This is a genomic window from Stenotrophomonas sp. Ps181 (genome assembly GCF_025697425.1).
Lineage (GTDB): Bacteria > Pseudomonadota > Gammaproteobacteria > Xanthomonadales > Xanthomonadaceae > Stenotrophomonas > Stenotrophomonas sepilia.
On sequence record NZ_JAHWBI010000012.1, the window covers coordinates 1 to 19,548 of the forward strand.

15 protein-coding genes and 1 riboswitch are annotated in these 19,548 nt (G+C 66.7%); of the genes, 4 read left to right on the plus strand and 11 right to left on the minus strand.

Annotation, left to right across the window (positions count from 1 at the left end; genetic code table 11):
• Positions 1-197: 197 nt before the first annotated feature.
• On the minus strand, positions 198-1,103 hold the full coding sequence (locus KXV01_RS19210) for a LysR family transcriptional regulator (RefSeq protein ID WP_049440951.1): 906 nt from the start codon (positions 1,101-1,103) through the stop codon (positions 198-200).
• A 117-nt stretch (positions 1,104-1,220) separates the two neighbouring features.
• Between KXV01_RS19210 and KXV01_RS19215 the strand changes: the two genes are divergently transcribed.
• A complete protein-coding gene (locus KXV01_RS19215; RefSeq protein WP_019662047.1) occupies positions 1,221-1,994 on the plus strand; it encodes an SDR family oxidoreductase in 774 nt (257 codons plus the stop codon).
• Positions 1,995-2,160: 166 nt separating this feature from the next.
• Here KXV01_RS19215 and leuB read toward each other — a convergent pair whose 3' ends face one another.
• From leuB to ilvC, 9 genes are all read right to left on the minus strand, one after another.
• On the minus strand, positions 2,161-3,222 hold the full coding sequence (gene leuB, locus KXV01_RS19220) for a 3-isopropylmalate dehydrogenase (protein ID WP_099495280.1): 1,062 nt from the start codon (positions 3,220-3,222) through the stop codon (positions 2,161-2,163).
• On the minus strand, positions 3,212-3,790 hold the full coding sequence (gene leuD / locus KXV01_RS19225) for a 3-isopropylmalate dehydratase small subunit (RefSeq protein ID WP_049440955.1): 579 nt from the start codon (positions 3,788-3,790) through the stop codon (positions 3,212-3,214). Before leuD ends, leuB begins: the two co-directional genes overlap by 11 nt.
• Positions 3,790-5,208, minus strand: a complete 1,419-nt coding sequence (gene leuC, locus KXV01_RS19230) for a 3-isopropylmalate dehydratase large subunit (RefSeq protein ID WP_099495279.1) — start codon at positions 5,206-5,208, stop codon at positions 3,790-3,792. The genes leuD and leuC overlap by 1 nt, the downstream gene beginning before the upstream one ends.
• Positions 5,209-5,268: 60 nt before the next feature.
• A complete protein-coding gene (locus tag KXV01_RS19235) occupies positions 5,269-6,042 on the minus strand; it encodes a class I SAM-dependent methyltransferase (RefSeq protein WP_099495278.1) in 774 nt (257 codons plus the stop codon).
• A 10-nt stretch (positions 6,043-6,052) separates the two neighbouring features.
• Positions 6,053-7,639, minus strand: a complete 1,587-nt coding sequence (locus tag KXV01_RS19240) for a 2-isopropylmalate synthase (protein WP_099495277.1) — start codon at positions 7,637-7,639, stop codon at positions 6,053-6,055.
• Positions 7,636-8,727, minus strand: coding sequence for a threonine dehydratase (locus KXV01_RS19245; protein WP_099495276.1), 1,092 nt, complete (start codon positions 8,725-8,727; stop codon positions 7,636-7,638). The genes KXV01_RS19240 and KXV01_RS19245 overlap by 4 nt, the downstream gene beginning before the upstream one ends.
• Positions 8,728-8,823: 96 nt before the next feature.
• Positions 8,824-9,075, minus strand: a complete 252-nt coding sequence (locus KXV01_RS19250; protein ID WP_005419108.1) for an ACT domain-containing protein — start codon at positions 9,073-9,075, stop codon at positions 8,824-8,826.
• Positions 9,059-10,795: an acetolactate synthase 2 catalytic subunit gene (gene ilvG, locus KXV01_RS19255; protein ID WP_049440962.1), complete on the minus strand. Its 1,737-nt coding sequence runs from the start codon at positions 10,793-10,795 to the stop codon at positions 9,059-9,061. The genes KXV01_RS19250 and ilvG overlap by 17 nt, the downstream gene beginning before the upstream one ends.
• A 39-nt stretch (positions 10,796-10,834) precedes the next feature.
• Entirely contained in the window at positions 10,835-11,809 is a 975-nt protein-coding gene (gene ilvC / locus KXV01_RS19260) for a ketol-acid reductoisomerase (RefSeq protein WP_014038401.1), read from the minus strand.
• A gap of 674 nt (positions 11,810-12,483) precedes the next feature.
• Here ilvC and ggt point away from each other — a divergent pair.
• Positions 12,484-14,202, plus strand: coding sequence for a gamma-glutamyltransferase (gene ggt, locus KXV01_RS19265; protein WP_111097335.1), 1,719 nt, complete (start codon positions 12,484-12,486; stop codon positions 14,200-14,202).
• A gap of 554 nt (positions 14,203-14,756) precedes the next feature.
• On the opposite strand, the gene KXV01_RS19270 is transcribed toward ggt, so the two are convergent.
• Complete coding sequence (locus tag KXV01_RS19270) at positions 14,757-16,334, minus strand: BCCT family transporter (RefSeq protein ID WP_100478731.1); 1,578 nt, start codon at positions 16,332-16,334, stop codon at positions 14,757-14,759.
• Positions 16,335-16,557: 223 nt separating this feature from the next.
• Positions 16,558-16,659, plus strand: a riboswitch (TPP riboswitch).
• Between the two features lie 82 nt (positions 16,660-16,741).
• Between KXV01_RS19270 and thiC the strand changes: the two genes are divergently transcribed.
• Both thiC and KXV01_RS19280 read left to right on the plus strand, forming a co-directional pair.
• Entirely contained in the window at positions 16,742-18,586 is a 1,845-nt protein-coding gene (thiC, locus tag KXV01_RS19275) for a phosphomethylpyrimidine synthase ThiC (protein ID WP_049413306.1), read from the plus strand.
• Positions 18,587-18,722: 136 nt separating this feature from the next.
• Positions 18,723-19,394, plus strand: a complete 672-nt coding sequence (locus tag KXV01_RS19280; protein WP_049439493.1) for an ion channel — start codon at positions 18,723-18,725, stop codon at positions 19,392-19,394.
• Positions 19,395-19,548: the final 154 nt, after the last annotated feature.

Consider the following 19,548-nt stretch of genomic DNA (forward strand, 5'->3'; position numbering starts at 1 on the left):
GTGCGGGATGGGGATCGCTCGGCTCGTCTGTCGGCTGCTATCCGCAGATATCATGTTGACGGTCCCTCCACCCTGGCTCCTACATACCGCGTAGGAGCCGGGAGGAACATACAAGCCATGCTCGGCTGCTCTCCGCGCGATGATGGGATGAGTCGAGCGTGGCTCGACTCTACAGAAGCACCACGCAGGGCATGGATCTACCGCAGCTGCAGACCGATCCGTAGCACCGGCAGCAACCATTCGATGAACACCTGCACGCGCAGCGCACGGTGTTGCCGATGCGGCTGCAGCAGGGTGACCGGCAATGGCTGTGCGACGTGCTGTGGCATCACTTCCACCAGCGCGCCGGATTGCAGCTCGGCCTGTACGTCGTAGCGCGGAATCTGCAAAAGACCCAACCCCGCTACGCAGCACGCAATCGATGCCTCGGCGCTGTTCACACGCACCCAGCCAGGCATCGGCAGCGTGCGCAGTTGGCCGCCGTCCTGCCACTCCCACGGTTCCACCCGTGCCGTGGTCGGCGACGCGTAGTTCACCGCGCGGTGCTGCGGCAGGTCGGCAGGATGCTGCGGCACGCCGTGTTCGCGCAGGTAAGCCGGCGCGGCAACGTTGACGAAGTCGAGTTGGCCCAGCGTGCGCGCCACCAGGCTGGAATCGCCCAGCTGGCCGACCCGCAGCACCGCATCGCAACCGTCCTCGATCAGGTTCACCGCGCGGTCGGTCATGCCCAGGTCGACTTCCACCTGCGGATACTGCGCGAAGAACCCGGGCAGCGCCGGAGCGATGATGCGACGGCCGATGCGACCGGGTACGTCGATCTTCAGCAGGCCCGACGGCTGGGCGTCGACCTGCAGGAACAGCGATTCGGCGTCCTCGACCTCGGCGATCAGGCGCAGGCAGCGGGCATGGAACACGTCGCCGTCGTGGGTGGTGGACACCCGTCGGGTCGAACGCTGCAGCAGGCGGGTGCCGAGCCGCTGCTCCAGCTCCGCAATGGCTGCCGAGACAGTGGAGCGGGGCAGGCCGAGCTGGTCGGCGGCGCGGGTGAAGCTCGCGCACTCCACGACCCGGGTGAAGATGCGGAAGCGATCGATCCGGTCCATTGTTCGCTGGCTCTGGAAAGTTAAGTCAATGTGGCGGGCTTTATCCGCTTTTTCTGCACGATATCGTCGTCAGGGCAGGGTTGCCACCCCGGGCAGCCCCCTCCCGAGACCGAAGCCATGACCGAGCATTCCCTCAAGGGCAAGACCGTGCTGATCGCCGGTGGCGCCAAGAACCTGGGCGGCCTGATCGCCCGCGACTTCGCCGCACAGGGCGCCAAAGCCATCGTCATCCACTACAACAGTGCCGCTACCCAGGCCGATGCAGAAGCGACGGTAGCCGCGGTGCAGGCCGCCGGCAGCAAGGCGGTGGCCCTGCAGGGCGACCTGACCTCGGCGGCAGCGATGGAGCGCCTGTTCGCCGATGCCGTGGCCGCAGTCGGCCGTCCCGACATCGCCATCAATACGGTCGGCAAGGTATTGAAGAAGCCGCTGCTGGACATCAGCGAAGCGGAGTACGACGAGATGAGCGCGGTCAACGCCAAGGCGGCGTTCTTCTTCCTCAAGGAAGCAGGCCGCCACGTCAATGACGGTGGCCGCATCTGCACCCTCGTCACCTCGCTGCTGGGTGCCTACACGCCGTTCTATTCCAGCTACGCCGGCACCAAGGCGCCGGTCGAGCACTTCACCCGCGCGGCGTCGAAGGAGTTTGGTGAGCGCGGCATTTCGGTGACCGCGATCGGTCCCGGTCCGATGGACACGCCGTTCTTCTATCCGGCCGAGAGCGCCGATGCGCAGGCCTACCACAAGACCGCGGCGGCGCTATCGGCGTTCACCCGTACCGGGCTGACCGACATCGCCGATATCGTGCCGTGGATCCGCTTCCTCGTCACCGATGGTTGGTGGATGACCGGCCAGACCATCCTGGTCAATGGTGGGTACACCACCAAGTAACGCAGCCACGCGTGGCGTGGCTCTACCGTCCTGGTAGGTGCCAACCTTGGTTGGCACGGGCCGGGGCATCCACGCATGGCGTGGGTCTACCAGTGCAGCCACCCCATGGGTGGCTGCGCACGATATCCGGCGGAAAGCGCGCCACGCAGGGCGTGGCGCTACCGGGTCAGCCCAGCTTCGCCAGCACCGCGTCGGTTGCTGCGACCGTACTCACCGCCTTGCCCTTCGCAGCCAGATCAGCAGTGAACACGCCGTCATCCAGCACCGCATGCACGGCGGCTTCCACTGCGGCCGCTTCGGCTTCCAGCCCCAGCGAATGGCGCAGCAGCATCGCGGCGCTGAAGATCGTGGCGTACGGATTGGCGATGCCCTTGCCGGCGATGTCCGGAGCCGAACCGTGGATGGGTTCGTAAATGCCCACCGCACCCGGCTCGCCCAGCGAGGCCGACGGCAGCAGGCCCAGCGAACCGGCCAGCATCGAGGCCTCATCGGTGAGGATGTCGCCGAACATGTTCTCGGTGACGATCACGTCGTACTCGCGTGGCTTGGCCAGCAGGTGCATGGCCATCGAATCGACCAGCTGGTGCTCCAGCGCCACGTCCGGGAACTCCTCGCGGCCAATGCGCGCGGCCACGTCACGCCACAGGCGCGAGGTTTCAAGCACATTGGCCTTGTCCACCGAGGTGACCTTGCCGCGGCGCTGCCGGGCCAGGCGGAAGGCGCTGCGCAGCACGCGCTCGATCTCGGCCACGGTGTAGCGGCACAGGTCGCTGGCGCTGTCGGCGTCGCGGGTCTTGTCGCCGAAGTAGATGCCGCCGGTCAGCTCGCGCACCACCACGAAGTCCACGTCCTGCAGCAGCTCGGCCTTGATCGGCGAGGCGTGCAGCGCGGCCTCGTGGGTACGCACCGGGCGCAGGTTGGCATACAGGCCCAGCGCCTTGCGGATCGCCAGCAGGCCCTGCTCCGGGCGCACCCTGGCGTTCGGATCGGACCACTTCGGGCCGCCCACGGCGCCCAGCAGTACCGCATTGGCGGCCTGGCAGGCGGCAAGGGTCGACGCCGGCAGCGGCTCGCCATGGCGGTCGATGGCGATGCCACCGATATCGTGCTCGCTGAAAGTGAAGGTGTGGTTGAAGCGGTCGGCGACGGCCTTCAGAACGGCCACTGCCGCGGCGGCCACTTCCGGGCCGATGCCATCACCGGGCAGGACAACAATCTCAGCGTGCATGCTCACTCTCGTAACGTTCGATTTCAGGGACACGGCCCAACAGATACCCCAACTGGTCCACGCCTTCCAGCAGGCAGGTCTGCGAGAAGCCATCCAGCGGGAAGGAATAGACGCGCCCATCGGGCGTGCGCAGCTCACGCGCGGCCACGTCGATGGTCAGCGCATCATCCGGGCGCTGCATCAGCGCCTGGACGTCGGCCTCGTCCAGCACGATCGGCAACAGGCCGTTCTTCAGCGCGTTGCCGCGGAAGATATCCGCGATCTCGCTGCTGACGATGGCACGCAGGCCCAGGTCGGTCAGTGCCCAGGGGGCGTGTTCGCGCGACGAGCCGCAACCGAAATTGCGGCCAGCCAGCAGGATGCTGCGGCCGGCGTTGTGCGGCTGGTTGAAGGCGAAGTCGGCAACCGGCTCGCCGTTGGCTTGCCAGCGCCAGTCGTTGAACGCGTTGCGGCCCAGCCCGGCACGCTCGGTGGTGGACAGGAACCGCGCCGGGATGATCTGGTCGGTGTCGATGTTGGTCTGGCGCAGCACCACGCTGGCCGAGGTCAGGGTACGGAAACCGGTCATCACGCCACCTCCTGTGCGAACAGTTCGCGGGTATCGGCGACGTGCCCGTTCACCGCGGCCCACGCGGCGCTCATCGGCGAGGCCAGCAGCGTGCGCGAACCGGGCCCCTGCCGGCCCTCGAAATTGCGGTTGCTGGTGCTCACGGCCAGCTGGCCGGGGGCGACCAGATCGCCGTTCATCGCGATGCACATCGAGCAGCCCGGCTCGCGCCACTCGGCCCCGGCCGCGCGCACGATCTCGTGGATGCCCTCGGCCTCGGCCTCGCGCTTGACGATCTCCGAGCCCGGTACCACCAGCATGCGCACGCGCTCGGCGACACGACGACCGCGCAGCACCTGTGCGACTTCGCGCATGTCGCTCAGGCGGCCGTTGGTGCACGAACCAACGAACACTACGTCCACCGGTGTGCCCGCCAGCGCCTTGCCGGCCTGGAAGTGCATGTAGTCCAGGCCCTTCTGCGCGGCGGCATCGTTGGCGACGGGAATCGGCGCATCCACGGCGATCGCGGTACCCGGATGCGTACCCCAGGTCAGGGTCGGGCGGATGTCGGCGGCGTCGATGTGCACTTCGCTGTCGAAGCGCGCGCCGTCATCGCTGCGCAGCTGTTGCCAGCGCGCCACGGCAGCGTCGAAGTCAGCGCCCTTGGGGCCGCGCGGCGTAGCGGCGACGAAGTCGAAGGTGACCTGGTCGGGCGCCACCATGCCGGCGCGTGCACCTGCTTCGATCGACATGTTGCACAGGGTCATGCGCTGTTCCATGTCCATCGCTTCGATGGTGCTGCCACGGAACTCGATCACATGGCCGGTGCCGCCGTTGACGCCGATCACGCCGATGATGTGCAGGACCACATCCTTGGCGCCGACGCCGGGCGCCAGCGCACCGTCAACGGTGATCGCGAAGGTCTTGGCCTTGCGCTGCAGCAGGCACTGCGTGGCCAGCACGTGGCCGACCTCGCTGGTGCCGATGCCGAAGGCCAGCGAGCCGAATGCACCGTGGGTGGAGGTGTGGCTGTCGCCGCAGACGATGGTCATGCCGGGCTGGGTGAAACCCTGTTCCGGCGCGATCACGTGGACGATGCCGCGGTTGTCGGAAGCCATGTCGAACAGTTCGATGCCGTACTCGGCACAGTTGCGCGCCAGGGTGGCGACCTGTGCTTCGGCGGCGGCGCTGGCGTAGGGCAGCGAGCCGTCGGCGGCAGCAGGCAACGTCGGCGTGGAATGGTCCATCGTGGCCTTGGTGCGATCCGGGCGGCGCGGCGACAGGCCACGCGCGCGCAGCTCGGTGAAGGCCTGCGGTGAGGTCACCTCGTGGATCAGGTGCAGGTCGATGTACAGCACGGCGGGCGCGCTGTCGGATTCGGGAACCACCACGTGGGCGTCCCACAGTTTGTCGTACAGGGTGCGGGGTGCGGAAGTCATGCGTATGCCTGGCAGAAGTACGAGATAGCGAACATCAGTAAAGAAAGCGGAACGGTCAAGTCAGCGACGGCGGGCGAGCACACGCAGGCGCACGTAGTCGGCCAGCGGCTGGCCGGCGGCATTGCGCGGCAGCTGGGCCAGCAACGCGGTGGCAGCCTCGCGCACGGTGGCGCGGGCCTCGGCGGGCAGGTCATCCAGCAGCGGCGCGGCGAATACCCGCAGCCAGCCGGCGACGCCGGTCGGCAGTGGGGTCGGGCGCGGCGTGCACTCGATCAGTTGCACCTGGAAGCCATGCTGGCGCAGGCGGTCGGCATAGGCATCGGCGGTCGGGAAGTACCACTGGAAGGCGCTGGCGCCATGGCCGTGGGCCACGCGTGCGGCCTGGACCGCCGCGACGATCGTGGCCACGTTGCCATGGCCGCCGAACTCGGCGACGAAGCGGCCACCGGGGCGCAGGGCGCGACGCACGCCTTCCAGCACGCGGTCCGGGTTGCCCATCCAATGCAACGCGGCATTGCTGAAGACCGCATCGAACTCGCTGTCGAACGACAGCGCGTGGCCGTCCATCACCTGCGCGTCGACGCCACGCGCACGGGCGGCGATCACCAGTTCCGGCGACGCATCCACGCCGTGGATGCGCGCGCCGCTCAGGGCCAGCTCGGTGCTGAGCACGCCATCGCCACAGCCCAGGTCGAGGATGCGCTCACCGGCGCGCGGATCGAGCAGGCGCGCGACCGCGCCACCGAGCAACGGTACGAAGCCGGCATCGATCGCATAGTCCTGGGCGTTCCACTGCTGGCCAGCGGCTGCGGTAGGAGTGTCGAAGGCGCTCATCTCGGCTTCCTCAGGCGGTTGCGGGGGTGGGAACGTCGGTGCTGCTGTGGCTGGCGGCGTGGCGCTGGCGCAGCAGGCGGTTGGCCACGTCCAGCCAGGCCAGTGCGGAGGCTTCGATGATGTCCTTGCTGGTACCGGTGCCGTCGTACTCCACGCCGTCGTGGCGCACGCTCAGATTGGCTTCACCGCGCGCATCGGCGCCGATGCCGACGCTGTGGACGTGGTAGCTGTCCAGCATCAGCTGTACGCCGGTGGCGGCCGACAGTGCGCCGAACAGCGCATCGACCGGGCCGTCGCCCTGCGCGGTCTCGGCCACGCGGTTGCCGTCCGGGTCGGACAGTTCCACCAGCGCATTGGCGCGGCTGCCGACATCGCTGATGGTCATCGAGGCCAGGCGGTAGCCCTGCGCGTTGGAGCCGCCCTGCATCAGCGCCTGCAGGTCGGCATCGGTAACCACGCGCTGCTGTTCGCACAGGCCCTTGAACTGCTCGAACACCAGCTTCAGCTCGTCTTCGTCCAGCCAGAAGCCCAGCGCGCGCAGCCTCGCTTCGACGGCGGCCCGGCCACTGTGACGGCCCAGCACCATCTGCGAATCCTCCCAGCCCACGTCTTCCGGGCGCATGATTTCGTAGGTGCCGCGATGGCGCAGCATGCCGTGCTGGTGGATGCCCGATTCATGGGCGAAGGCATTGGCGCCGACGATGGCCTTGTTGCGCTGCACCGGCATGCCGACCAGGCGCTGCAGCAGCTGCGAAGTGCCGACGATGCGCGGGGTGTTGATCGAACTGTCCTGCTCGTAGAAGGCCTGGCGCACTTTCAGCACCATCGCGATCTCTTCCAGTGAACAGTTGCCGGCGCGCTCGCCGATGCCGTTGATGGTGCACTCGACCTGGCGCGCGCCACCTTCGATGGCGGCCAGCGAGTTGGCCACGGCCAGGCCCAGGTCGTTGTGGCAGTGCGCGCTGAAGATCACGTTGGCGGCGTTGGGAATGTCGGCGACGCCGGCGATGACCTGCTGGAACATCGCGCGGATCTCTTCCGGCGTGGTGAAGCCGACGGTGTCGGGCAGGTTGATGGTGGTGGCGCCGGCAGCGATCGCCACGCGCGAGACCTCGATCAGGTAGTCCAGCTCGGTGCGGGTGGCATCCTCGGCGGAGAATTCGACATCGTCGATGTACGATCGGGCCAGCGATACGTGCTTGCGTACCGACTCCAGTACCTGCTCACGGGTCATCCGCAGCTTGTGCTCGCGGTGCAGCGGACTGGTCGACAGGAACACATGCAGGCGTGGGTTGGCTGCCGCTTCCAGCGCACGTGCCGAGGTTTCGATATCGGCCTGCAGGCAGCGCGACAGCACGGCCAGGCTCAGGCTCGGGCGACGCAGTTCGCGGCCGATCAGCGCCATCGCCTCGCGGTCGGACTGCGAGCTGGCCGGGAAGCCGGTCTCGATGATGTCCACGCCCAGTTCGTCCAGCGCACGCGCCATCACCAGCTTCTGCGGCGGGCTCATGCTGCAGCCGGGGGACTGCTCGCCGTCACGCAGGGTGGTGTCGAAGATGCGGATGCGCGGGGTGGTAATTCGTTCGATGGTGGTCACAGGGAAATCTCCTCGACAGCGGGTGCGGCGGCTTGCAGGGGGGAAGGGGAAGAGGCGGGGGAGGCGAGGGCGCTGGCCTTGGTCGGCGAGCGCGGGGTTTCGCTGCGCCGTCGCCGTGGTTTGCGCGGCGGGCGCGGCCGGATGTCGGTGAGCAGGCCGGCCAGGACACCGGCATCGATGTTGCCGCCGGACACCACCGCACACTTGCGGCGGCCGGCGACACGGCGGCCAGCTGCCAGCGCCAGCGCACCGGCGCCCTCGGCGATGATGTGTTCTTCCAGTGCCAGCCGCACCAGGGTTTCACGCAGTTCGGCTTCGCGCACGATCACCACGTCGTCCAGCAGCGAGGTGCACAGGCGTCGGGTCAGGAAACCAGGGATCTTCACCCGCACGCCGTCGGCCAGCGAGGCGACGGGGGCGATCTCGCGCACGTCGCGGCGGATGGCGCGCGCCATTGAGTCAACACCTTCCACCTGGGCGCCGATCACGCGCACGCCCTGTGATTTCAGCGCCAGTGCAACGCCGGAGGCCAGTCCGCCACCACCGATCGGCACGATCACCACGTCCGGCGCGTGCGCGGCCAGCTCGATGCCGACGGTACCCTGGCCGGCAATCACATCTGCGTCGTCGAACGCGGACAGGAAGCGGTAGCCATGGCGCTGTGCCAGTTCGACGGCGAAGGCGTAGGCCTCGTCATAGCTGGTGCCATGCTGGCGCACGGTGGCGCCCCAGTGAGCGACGCCGGCGATCTTGGTGGCCGGTGCGCCATGCGGCATCACGGTGATGGCCGGGACGTCCAGGCGGTAGGCCGCCCACGCCACGCCCTGGGCATGGTTGCCGGCCGAGGCGCAGATCACCGGCCGGGTATCGCCGCGTTCGCGGCCGGCCAGCAGCGCGTTCAACGCGCCGCGCACCTTGTAGGACCCGGTGCGCTGCAGGTTCTCCAGCTTCAGCCAGGTGCCGAAGCGCTCGGCATGGTGCAGCGGGGTAGGCGGCAGGAAGCGGCGCAGCCGGGCCTGCGCCGCCAGTACGTCGGCGACGCTTACGTCGCCGACATCGCTTTCCTGGCTGGCATCAGCGGCCGGCATGGGCCACCAGCGGGTTGCAGGCGACCGCCGCATGCGGGCACGGGCGGCGAAGAAGACGCCTCCGTACCGGCACCGTGGTCACTACGGTACGGGTGTTCATACGGATGCTCCTTCCACGGCGGTGACCTGCACGGACACGCAGTCGTAGATCTTCTCGATCTGCCGGCACAGCGTTTCCGCCGGGCGCTGGCCATCCACCACCAGCTGCAGGTGCCAGCGGCCATCGTCGGCGGCCACCGGCGCACCGCTGATCGCACGCGGCGCGAAGCCACGGCGCTCGGCCATGCCGATCACGCGCAACAGCGCGCCTTCGGCCGGGTGCAGCACCAGGTCAAGCCGGTAGTGCATTGGGGACCTCCTGGCGGGCATGGGCGGGGTTGCTTTCCAGCATCGTGCTGTTGGCGGTGTTCGGCGGCACCAGCGGCCACACGTTGGCACGTGCATCGATGGCCACGTGCAGCAGTGCCGGGCCGGGTTCGGCCAGCAGCGCGGCCAGGCCACCTTCCACGTCGTCGCGGTGGTCGATGCGGGTTGCGGCGATGCCGAACACCTGCGCCAATGCCACGAAGTCCGGGTTGTCGGACAGGTCGATTTCGCTGTAGCGCTCGGCGAAGAACAGCTCCTGCCACTGACGCACCATGCCCAGCGAACTGTTGTCCAGCAGCACGATCTTCACCGGCAGGCGGCAGCGGGCGATGGTCGCCAGCTCCTGCACGTTCATCATGAAGCTGCCATCGCCGGAGACCAGCACCACGGTGCGGTCCGGGCAGGCGAACTGCGCGCCCATCGCCGCCGGCAGGCCGAAGCCCATGGTGCCCAGCGCGCCACTGGTCAGGTGGTTGCGCGGGTGGTTGAAGCGGCAGTGCTGGGCCACCCACATCTGGTGCTGGCCGACATCACAGGCGATCACCGCGTCGGCCGGGGCCAGCTCGCTCAGGCGCTTCAGCAGCGCCGGCGCGTAGATGTGTTGCCCCGGGGCATCGTAGCGGGCAGCGAAGCGATCGCGGTGCTGCGCACAGCGCTTGCGCCACGCCTCCTGGTGGGCCTTGGGGGAGGGGAAGGCCGCACGCAGGGCGCGGATGGCGTGACCGACGTTGCCGGGCACGGCGACATCGGCGCTGCGCAGCTTGGAGATCTCATACGCGTCCGCATCGATGTGAACGACGCGGGCGAACGGTGCGAACTCCGCCAGCTTGCCGGTGGCACGGTCGTCGAAGCGTGCGCCCAGCACCAGCAGCAGGTCGCTTTCCTGCACCGCCATGTTGGCCGCGCGGGTCCCGTGCATGCCCAGCATGCCCAGCGACTGCGGATGGCTGGCCGGCAGTGCGCCCAGGCCGCGCAGCGTCATCACGGTGGGGATGGCACTGGCCTCGACGAAATCGCGCAGGTCCTGCACCGCATCACCCAGCGCGATACCCCCGCCGGCGTAGACCACCGGCTTCTCGGCCGCGGCCAGCGCGGCAATGGCTTCGGCCATGGCGGCCTCGGCCGGCGCCGGCGGCGGTTCGACGCTGCTGGGCGCATGGGCCGGCAGATGGCTGGCGTCGGCCAGCTGCACGTCCTTGGGCAGGTCGATCAGCACCGGGCCGGGGCGACCTTCGCGGGCGATCCGGAACGCATCGGCCACCACGCGCGGCAGGTCATCGACGCTGCGCACCAGCCAGCTGTGCTTGACGATCGGCATCGTCAGGCCGAACACATCCAGTTCCTGGAAGGCGTCGGTGCCCAGCAGCGGCGTGCCGACCTGGCCGGTGATGCAGACCATCGGTACCGAGTCCAGCATCGCATCGGCGATGCCGGTGACCAGGTTCGACGCGCCCGGGCCGGAGGTGGCCACGCAGACGCCCACCTGGTTGCTGGCGCGGGCGAAACCATTGGCGGCCAGGGCGGCACCCTGCTCGTGGCGCACCAGGATGTGCTTCAGCGACGAGTCCACCAGCGCGTCGTAGAACGGCATGATGGTGCCACCGGGATAGCCGAACAGCGTGCGGACGCCTTCGGCCTCCAGCGCCTGGGTCAGCCAGCGCGCGCCGTTGGGCGGCGCGCTGCGGTGTGTGGAAGAGTTCATGGGGGAACCTTGCAAAGCGGGTGGGGGAGGGCCGCGCGGTTACGCGGCCTGTCCTTGCAACCAGACCATCTTGGCGCGCAGTTCCTTGCCCACCTTTTCGATCGGGTGCTCCAGGTCGGCCTGCTTGAACCTGTTGTAGTTCGGCAGGCCCGCTTCGTACTCGGCCACCCAGTTCTTGGTGAAGGTGCCGTCCTGGATGTCCTTCAGCACTTCCTTCATGCGTGCCTTGGTGCCGGCGTCGATCACGCGTGGGCCGCTGACGTAGTCGCCGTACTGCGCGGTCTCGGAGATGAATTCCAGCATGCGCGAGATGCCGCCTTCGTAGAACAGGTCGACGATCAGCTTCAGCTCGTGCAGTACTTCGTAGTAGGCGATCTCCGGCTGGTAGCCGGCTTCGACCAGGGTCTCGAAACCGGCCTGCACCAGCGCCGACGCACCACCACACAGCACCGCCTGCTCGCCGAACAGATCGGTCTCGGTCTCTTCCTTGAAGGTGGTCTGGATCAGGTTGGCGCGGGCACCGCCGAGGCCGGCCGCATAGGCCAGGGCGTACTCGGCCGCCTTGCCGCTCTTGTCCTGGTAGACCGCCCAGATGCACGGCACGCCACGGCCGATTTCATACTCGCGACGCACCAGCGCGCCCGGGCCTTTGGGCGCGACCAGCACCACGTCCAGGTCCTCGCGCGGCTTGATCATGTCGAAGTGCACGTTCAGGCCGTGCGCGAACAACAGCACCGCACCCTGTTTCATGTTCGCAGCCAGCACGTCGTCGTAGAGCTTCTTCTGCACCATGTCCGGCGTCAGCACGGCAACCAGGTCCGCATCCTTCACCGCATCGGCTGGTGCTTTCACGGTGAAGCCATCGGCCTGTGCCTTGACCTCGGTCGGGCCACCCGGACGCAGGCCTACCACCACGTCGAAGCCGGATTCGCGCAGGTTCAGTGCGTGGGCGCGGCCCTGGCTGCCGTAGCCGATGACGGCGATCTTGGTCTGGGGCAGGTCGTTGGTGCTCATGGGGGAGGTTCCTTGCGGTGGGAAGAAAAAAAGAACGGCCGGTCGTCGAGGTGACGTGCCGGCCGGTCAGGGGAAAGCGGTGGAGGGGGCGCCGCGCATCGCACAGGCACAGCCACTACGAGGCGTGGTGGTGGTCTGGGTCCGGGCTTTGCACTGAGCGTTGGTCATGGTGGTTGCGTCTGAAACCAGGTCCTGAAATGAAAAAACCCGCACCGGGGCGGGTGCGGGTTTTTGATGAGTTCCGGTGTGTCTGTTGCTTACACGCTGGCTCGTCCCGCACCTGTTGGCTGGGTAATAAGTACGAGCACAAGAATCGAACGCAGCGAGGCGGCGCCGGCGTCGGCGGCTTCAATGTGGGTTCGCAGTGGCGTGTTGTGATGCAACATGTGATCGAGAGAAACACAGCCGTTTTGGCGGTGTCAACCCTCGCGACGGTTTTTTTATCGGTTTCCAGTGAATCCAGCGCAATCGCTTGCGGCACAAGCATGGTTGCCGTTGAAAGTGTTTCGGTGAACCCGAATTCACTCCTTTCAGGGCGGTTTTTGCGCGGAATCCGGCGGCTTTCTGCCTTGGTCCGCATCTACCCCAGGATCAACGTCCATGACCTCTGCCCGATACCGTAGGAAGGTCGCAGCGGCGAAGATCGCGGAACCACCTTCCACCGGAACCCGACCGTGTCCCGACGCCTTGCCCGCTCCCTGCTCGCCGCCGCCGTGCTGGCTGCCGTGCCTGTACTGTCCATCGCCGCCGACCGCATCACCGGCCACACCTTCGCCACCCGTTCGGAGGTGATCGCCCCGCATGCGATGGCGGCTACCTCGCAGCCGCTGGCCACCCAGATCGCGCTGGACGTGATGAAGGGCGGTGGCTCGGCGGTCGACGCGGCGATCGCGGCCAATGCCGCGCTCGGCCTGATGGAGCCGACCGGCAACGGCATCGGTGGTGACCTGTTCGCCATCGTCTGGGACCCAAAGACGCAGAAGCTCTACGGCTACAACGGCTCGGGCCGCTCGCCGAAGTCGCTCACCCTGGCCGAGTTCCAGCGTCGTGGCCTGAAGGACATCCCGGCCACCGGCCCGTTGCCGGTGTCGGTGCCCGGTGCGGTCGACGGCTGGTTCGCCCTGCACGACCGTTTCGGTCGCAAGCCGATGGCCGACAACCTGGCGCCGGCCATCCGTTACGCCCGCGAAGGGCACCCGGTGGCCGAGGTGATCGCCTACTACTGGGACCGCTCGGTGCCCAAGCTGTCGCAGTACCCGGGCTTCAAGGAGCAGTTCACGATCAACGGCCACGCCCCGCGCAAGGGCGAGATGTGGAAGAACCCGAACCTGGCCAGCACCCTGCAGAAGATCGCCGACGGCGGGCGCGACGCCTTCTACAAGGGCGAGATCGCCCGCACCATCGGTGACTACTTCAAGGCCAACGGTGGCTACCTGAGCTACCAGGACATGGCCGAGCACCACGGTGAATGGGTCGAGCCGGTCAGCAGCAACTACCGTGGCTACGACGTCTGGGAGCTGCCACCCAACAGCCAGGGCATCGCTGCGCTGCAGATCCTCAACGTGCTGGAAGGCTACGATTTCTCGAAGATCCCGTTCGGCTCACCCGAGCACGTGCACCTGTTCGTCGAAGCGAAGAAGCTGGCCTTCGCCGACCGTGCGCGCTTCTACGCCGACATGGCATTCCAGCCGGCGCCGGTGCAGAAGCTGATCTCCAAGGAGTACGCCGCGCAGCGCCGCGCGCTGATCTCGATGGACAAGGCCCTGAAGGAAGTGCAGCCGGGCACACCGAAGCAGCTGGAGGAAGGCGACACGATCTACATGACCGTGGCCGACGCCGACGGCATGATGGTGTCGTTGATCCAGTCCAATTACCGCGGCATGGGCAGCGGCATGGCGCCGCCGGGATTGGGCTTCATCCTGCAGGACCGCGGCGAGATGTTCGTGCTGCAGAAGAACCATCCCAACGGCTACGCACCGGGCAAGCGCCCGTTCCAGACCATCATCCCGGCCTTCATTACCAAGGGTGGCAAGCCGTATGCCAGCTTCGGCGTGATGGGCGGCGCGATGCAACCGCAGGGCCATGCGCAGATCGTGATGAACCTGGTGGACTTCGGCATGAACCTGCAGGAAGCCGGTGACGCACCGCGCATCCAGCATGAAGGCTCGACCGAGCCGACCGGGCAGGCCACGGCGATGACCGATGGTGGCGAAGTGAATCTGGAAACCGGCTTCCCGTATGAAACAGTGCGTGCGCTGATGCGCAAGGGGCATCGCATCGTGTTCGCAGATGGGCCGTATGGCGGTTACCAGGCGATCATGCGCGATCCCGACACCGGGGTTTACTACGGTGCTTCGGAGAGCCGCAAGGACGGGCAGGCGGCGGGGTACTGAGGTTTCCCGGCCACCGGGCTGAGCCCCCTCTGCGGTGATGGCAGTGATACGGGGCTTAGCCGGGCGGGTGGATCGTCTGGGGGCCGCTGCAAGTACGTCCATGTAAGCTCGGTCGCCGCATCCATGCGGCTCACTGATCTGGCCCCCAGCCAACCCACCCGCCCGGCCACGGACAGTTTCCGTGTCCGTCACCGCAGGAAAAGAAAAAAGAAGAGCAAGAGCAAAGGCAAAGGCAACAGCCGCGCGCTGTGTGTTGGGGTCGGATCCGTTTTCCGAAGGAAAACGGATCCGACCCCTTCTTGTTTTCCGAGACACATCTTCCACGCAAAGCGTGGAAAACCAACCGTTACCGGGAAACTGTCGGGGGTGGGGCGGTGTGGGTGGGCAGGACCGTTGGCGCCATGGATGGCGCCATCGAGCCCCCATGGATGGGTTCACGGCGTGTCCTGCCCACTCACACCGCCCCACCCAACCAGCAGCAACCCGGAGCCGCCTTTGAATTTGACCTTGGCCCTTGCCTGAAAAGCGGTGCAGCCGCAGGCTGCAAAACACCCTCAATCCTGATCGTGTGCGCGTGCGGCCTCGGCCTGCGTCTCCTCCTGCGCCGCCATCTCGCGTGCGATCCACGCATCGATCATGTGCCGCTGGCGCTGCGCCTGCCGCCGCTCGCGCGTGTATTCCTGGTCCAGCACCCGATACAGCGACACCATCACCAGCACCATCAACAGTGCGAATGGCAACGCCGCAATCGTGATCATGCCCTGCAGTGCATCCAGGCCACCGGCCAGCAGCAACGCCGCTGCGATCAACGCCACCGCGATGCCCCAGGCCAGCTTGCGCTTCAACGGAGGATCGCCTGCTTCGTCAGTGGACATGCTGGCCAGAACCAGTACCGCCGAGTCGGCCGAGGTTACGAAGAAGATCATCAGCAGTACCAGTGCGACGCACGACAGCAGCAGCGGCAGCGGCATGCTGTCGAACAGCGTGAACAGCACCGTCTCGTAGCCATTGCCCAGCGCCTGCACCAGGTCGGCATGGCCGAAGATCTGCGCCCACAGCGCGGTGCCGCCGAATACCGCGAACCAGAAGAAGCCCAGCAGCGTCGGCGCGAGCACTACGCCGATCACGAACTCGCGCACGCTGCGGCCGCGCGAGATGCGTGCGATGAACGAGCCTACGAACGGTGCCCACGAGATCCACCAGGCCCAGTAGAAGATTGTCCAGTCCGCCACCCAGGTGCTGCCGGAGAACGGTGACATGCGCAGGCTCATCGTCACCAGCTGGTTGAGGTAGGAGCCAAGCGTGGTGGTGAACGTATCGAAGATGAAGCCGGTCGGCCCCAGCACCAGCAGGATGGCTGCCAGCAGGGCAGCCAACGCCAGGTTGAAATTGGACAGCCACTTCACACCCCGCTCCACGCCACTGGCGGTGGACGCCATATACAGCACGAAGGCGACGGCAATGATGGTCATCTGCACTGGGACGGTAGCCTGCACGCCGAACACGCGCTCGATGCCGGCGGCGATCTGGATGGTGCCGAAGCCCAGCGTAGTCGCGACACCGATCGCGGTGGCGACCACTGCAGCGATGTTGACCACCCGACCGATCCAGCCGCGATGGTGGCGGCCGATGATCGGCTGCAGCATGTCGCTGACCAGGCCACGGCCGTTGCGGTTGAACTGGAACCAGGCCATTGCCAGCCCGATCAGCGCGTAGATGGCCCACGGGTGCAGGCCCCAGTGGAAGAATGCATAGCGCATCGAGGCGCGTGCCGCGTCCAGGCTTTGCGGAGCAAGCCCTTCCGGTGGCTTGCTGAAGTGCGAAATGGGCTCGGCGGCGCCCCAGAACACCAGGCCGATGCCCATGCCGGCGGCGAACAGCATCGACATCCAGCTGGCCCGCGAGAACTCCGGTTCGGCGTCTTCGCCGCCGATGCGCAGGTTGCCGAAGCGGCCGAAGGCCAGGTACATCAGGAATACCAGCGCCAGGAACACGACCAGCAGGTACAGCCAGCCGATGCCGCGGATGAGTTCACCGAGGATGCTCTGCACCACGGTATTGAAGGGGCCGGGTGCAATACCGGCAAGCAGCACCAGCAGCAGAACCAGTGCGATGGAAACGCGAAACACCATGAAGGAGCTTCTCCGATCAAGGGATTGAGGGGAGCGAGCAGAGCTTGCAGCGAAGGGCCGGCGCCATGCAGCGCGAACCGGGCAGGGGCCGCGTCGGCGGCGAAGGAAGCATCGGTCGCTGGAGCGCGACGGACGTGCACGTTACTGAACGCGACGTCATGGTTCTGTTAACGAATATCGATTGGGGGCAACTCCGGAGGCGGGCGGTCTATGTTCTAATGCACGCCAGAAGCGGGGGTACCGCGGCCATGTGGCCGCGGTTGAGACAGTCCCTTGGAACCTGATCCGGCTCATACCGGCGTAGGGAAGCTTTGCAATGCAGCCATTCCCGGACTCCGCCCAAGGAGCGTCCGGGCACGGTCGCAGTGCGCCGCCGCTTCGTCCCTGACCTTCCTGGACGATGCCCGATGAACGCACAGCTCTCCGCCCTGCAGCAACAGGCCCAGCAACTCTCCGAATCCGTGACCCGGCCCATTCCCGGCTCGCGCAAGATCCACGTGCCCGGTTCACGCCCGGATCTGCAGGTGCCGATGCGGGAGATCGCGTTGACCCGCACCCCGACGCTGTTCGGCGGCGAAGAGAATGCGCCGGTCACGGTCTACGACACGTCCGGCCCCTACACCGATCCGGGCGTGCGTATCGATCTGTCCGCCGGTCTGCCGGCACTGCGTCGCGGCTGGGTGGAGGAACGTGGCGATACCGAGCAGCTCGAAGGCCTGAGTTCGTCGTTCGGGCGTGATCGCGAGCACGACCCCAAGCTCGCTGCCGTGCGCTTCCCCGCACGCAGCCTGCCGCGCCGTGCACGGGCAGGCGCGAACGTCACCCAGATGCACTATGCGCGGCGCGGCATCATCACGCCGGAAATGGAATTCGTTGCCATCCGCGAGAACCAGCGGCTGGAAGCGATCCGCGATGCGGGCCTGCTGCAGCAGCACCCGGGCGAGGCGTTCGGCGCTTCGATCCAGAAGATCATCACCCCGGAGTTCGTGCGGGATGAAATCGCGCGCGGCCGCGCGGTGCTGCCCAACAACATCAACCATCCGGAAAGCGAGCCGATGATCATCGGCCGCAACTTCCTGACCAAGATCAATGCCAACATCGGCAACAGCGCCGTTTCCTCGGGAATCGCCGAGGAGGTAGAGAAACTGGTGTGGGCGATCCGCTGGGGCGGTGACACCGTGATGGACCTGTCCACCGGCAAGCACATCCATGAAACCCGCGAGTGGATCATCCGCAACTCGCCGGTGGCGATCGGTACGGTGCCGATCTACCAGGCGCTGGAGAAGGTTGACGGCCGTGCCGAAGCACTGACCTGGGAGATCTTCCGCGACACGCTGGTCGAGCAGGCCGAGCAGGGCGTGGACTACTTCACCATCCACGCCGGCGTGCTGCTGCGCTACGTGCCACTCACCGCCAAGCGGGTGACCGGCATCGTCAGCCGCGGGGGCTCGATCATGGCCAAGTGGTGCCTGGCGCACCACAAGGAGAATTTCCTGTACACGCATTTCGAAGAGATCTGCGAAATCATGAAGGCCTATGACGTGACCTTTTCGCTGGGTGACGGCCTGCGCCCGGGCTGCATCGCCGACGCCAACGACGCCGCGCAGTTCGGTGAGCTGGAAACACTGGGCGAGCTGACGAAGATCGCTTGGAAGCATGATGTGCAGACCATGATCGAGGGCCCCGGCCACGTGCCGATGCAGCTGATCAAGGAGAACATGGACAAGCAGCTGCGTGAGTGCGGCGAGGCGCCGTTCTATACGCTGGGGCCGTTGACCACCGATATCGCACCGGGCTACGACCACATCACCAGCGCGATCGGCGCGGCGATGATCGGGTGGTTCGGCACGGCCATGCTCTGTTACGTGACGCCGAAGGAGCATCTCGGCCTGCCCAATCGCCAGGACGTGCGCGACGGCATCATGGCTTATCGCATTGCCGCGCATGCAGCCGACCTGGCCAAGGGCCATCCGGGCGCGCAGGTTCGCGACAACGCGTTGAGCAAGGCGCGCTTCGAGTTCCGCTGGGAAGACCAGTTCCACCTTGGCCTGGATCCGGAGAAGGCCAAGGAGTTCCATGACGAGACGCTGCCGAAGGATGCGCACAAGCTGGCCCACTTCTGCTCGATGTGCGGCCCGCACTTCTGTTCGATGAAGATCACCCAGGATGTGCGTGACTACGCCGAGGCCGGCATGAAGGAGAAGTCGGAGGAGTTCCGCGCGGCTGGCGCAGAGGTCTACCACCAGGGATGACGAGTAGCCGGGTGCCGGCCGCTGGCCGGCAGCCGGTTGTGCGGGGGCGGGGAAGCGTGCTGGCCAGCGGCCGGCACCACCGCTCATCACGCCGCTCCCCGCTATGCTCCGCGCATCACCCTGGGGGAAGGACACCATGCCTGTTGCCATGACCACCCGTTGGCTGGCCATTGCCCGCCGTCATCCTTCGGCCTGGCTGCTGGGCGCCCAGTTGATCGCGGTGCTGCTGTACCCCGCGCTGGATGACACCGCTGCCGGCCGCGCGGCGCTGGGCGTGTTCGGCATGGCGGTACTGGGCCTGGCGCTGTGGGTGGTGCAGCGCAGCCCGCTGGGCACCTGGCTGGCACTGGTGCTGGCCATCCCGTCGGTGGTGTTTTCGCTGGCCGGTGCGCTGCTCGACCGCACCACGCTGCTGACCACCGCACAGTTGCTGGAAAGCCTGCTGTATTTCTATACGGCCGGCGCACTGATCGCCTACATGCTCCAGGACCACAAGGTCACCCGTGACGAGCTGTTCGCCGCCGGCGCGACATTCACCTTGCTTGCATGGGCATTCGCGTTCGCATTCTCGGTATGCCAGCAATGGTACCCGGGCAGCTTCCAGGGCACCGGCGGAGGCGCGCAGCGCAGTTGGATGGAGCTGCTTTATCTTAGCTTCAGCTTGCTCTCCGGCGTCGGTCTGAGTGACGTCGTGCCACTGCATCCGCAGGCACGCGCACTGGTGATGCTGGAGCAGTTTTCCGGCGTGATGTACGTGGCTTTGGTGGTTTCGCGGCTGGTCGGATTGACCATGTTGCGGCGCATGTGAAAATGAACGCCAGATAAAAATTTCGCGCCCGAAAGGGCGCGAATGATGTCGCAAATTATGTGAATGCGTCGGCGAGAGAGAGCCTGATGTCGACCACGCGATAGGCGAGGTAACTTGCATAGGCTAGTATTCGCGCGCTCAATTGTTTTTGCGG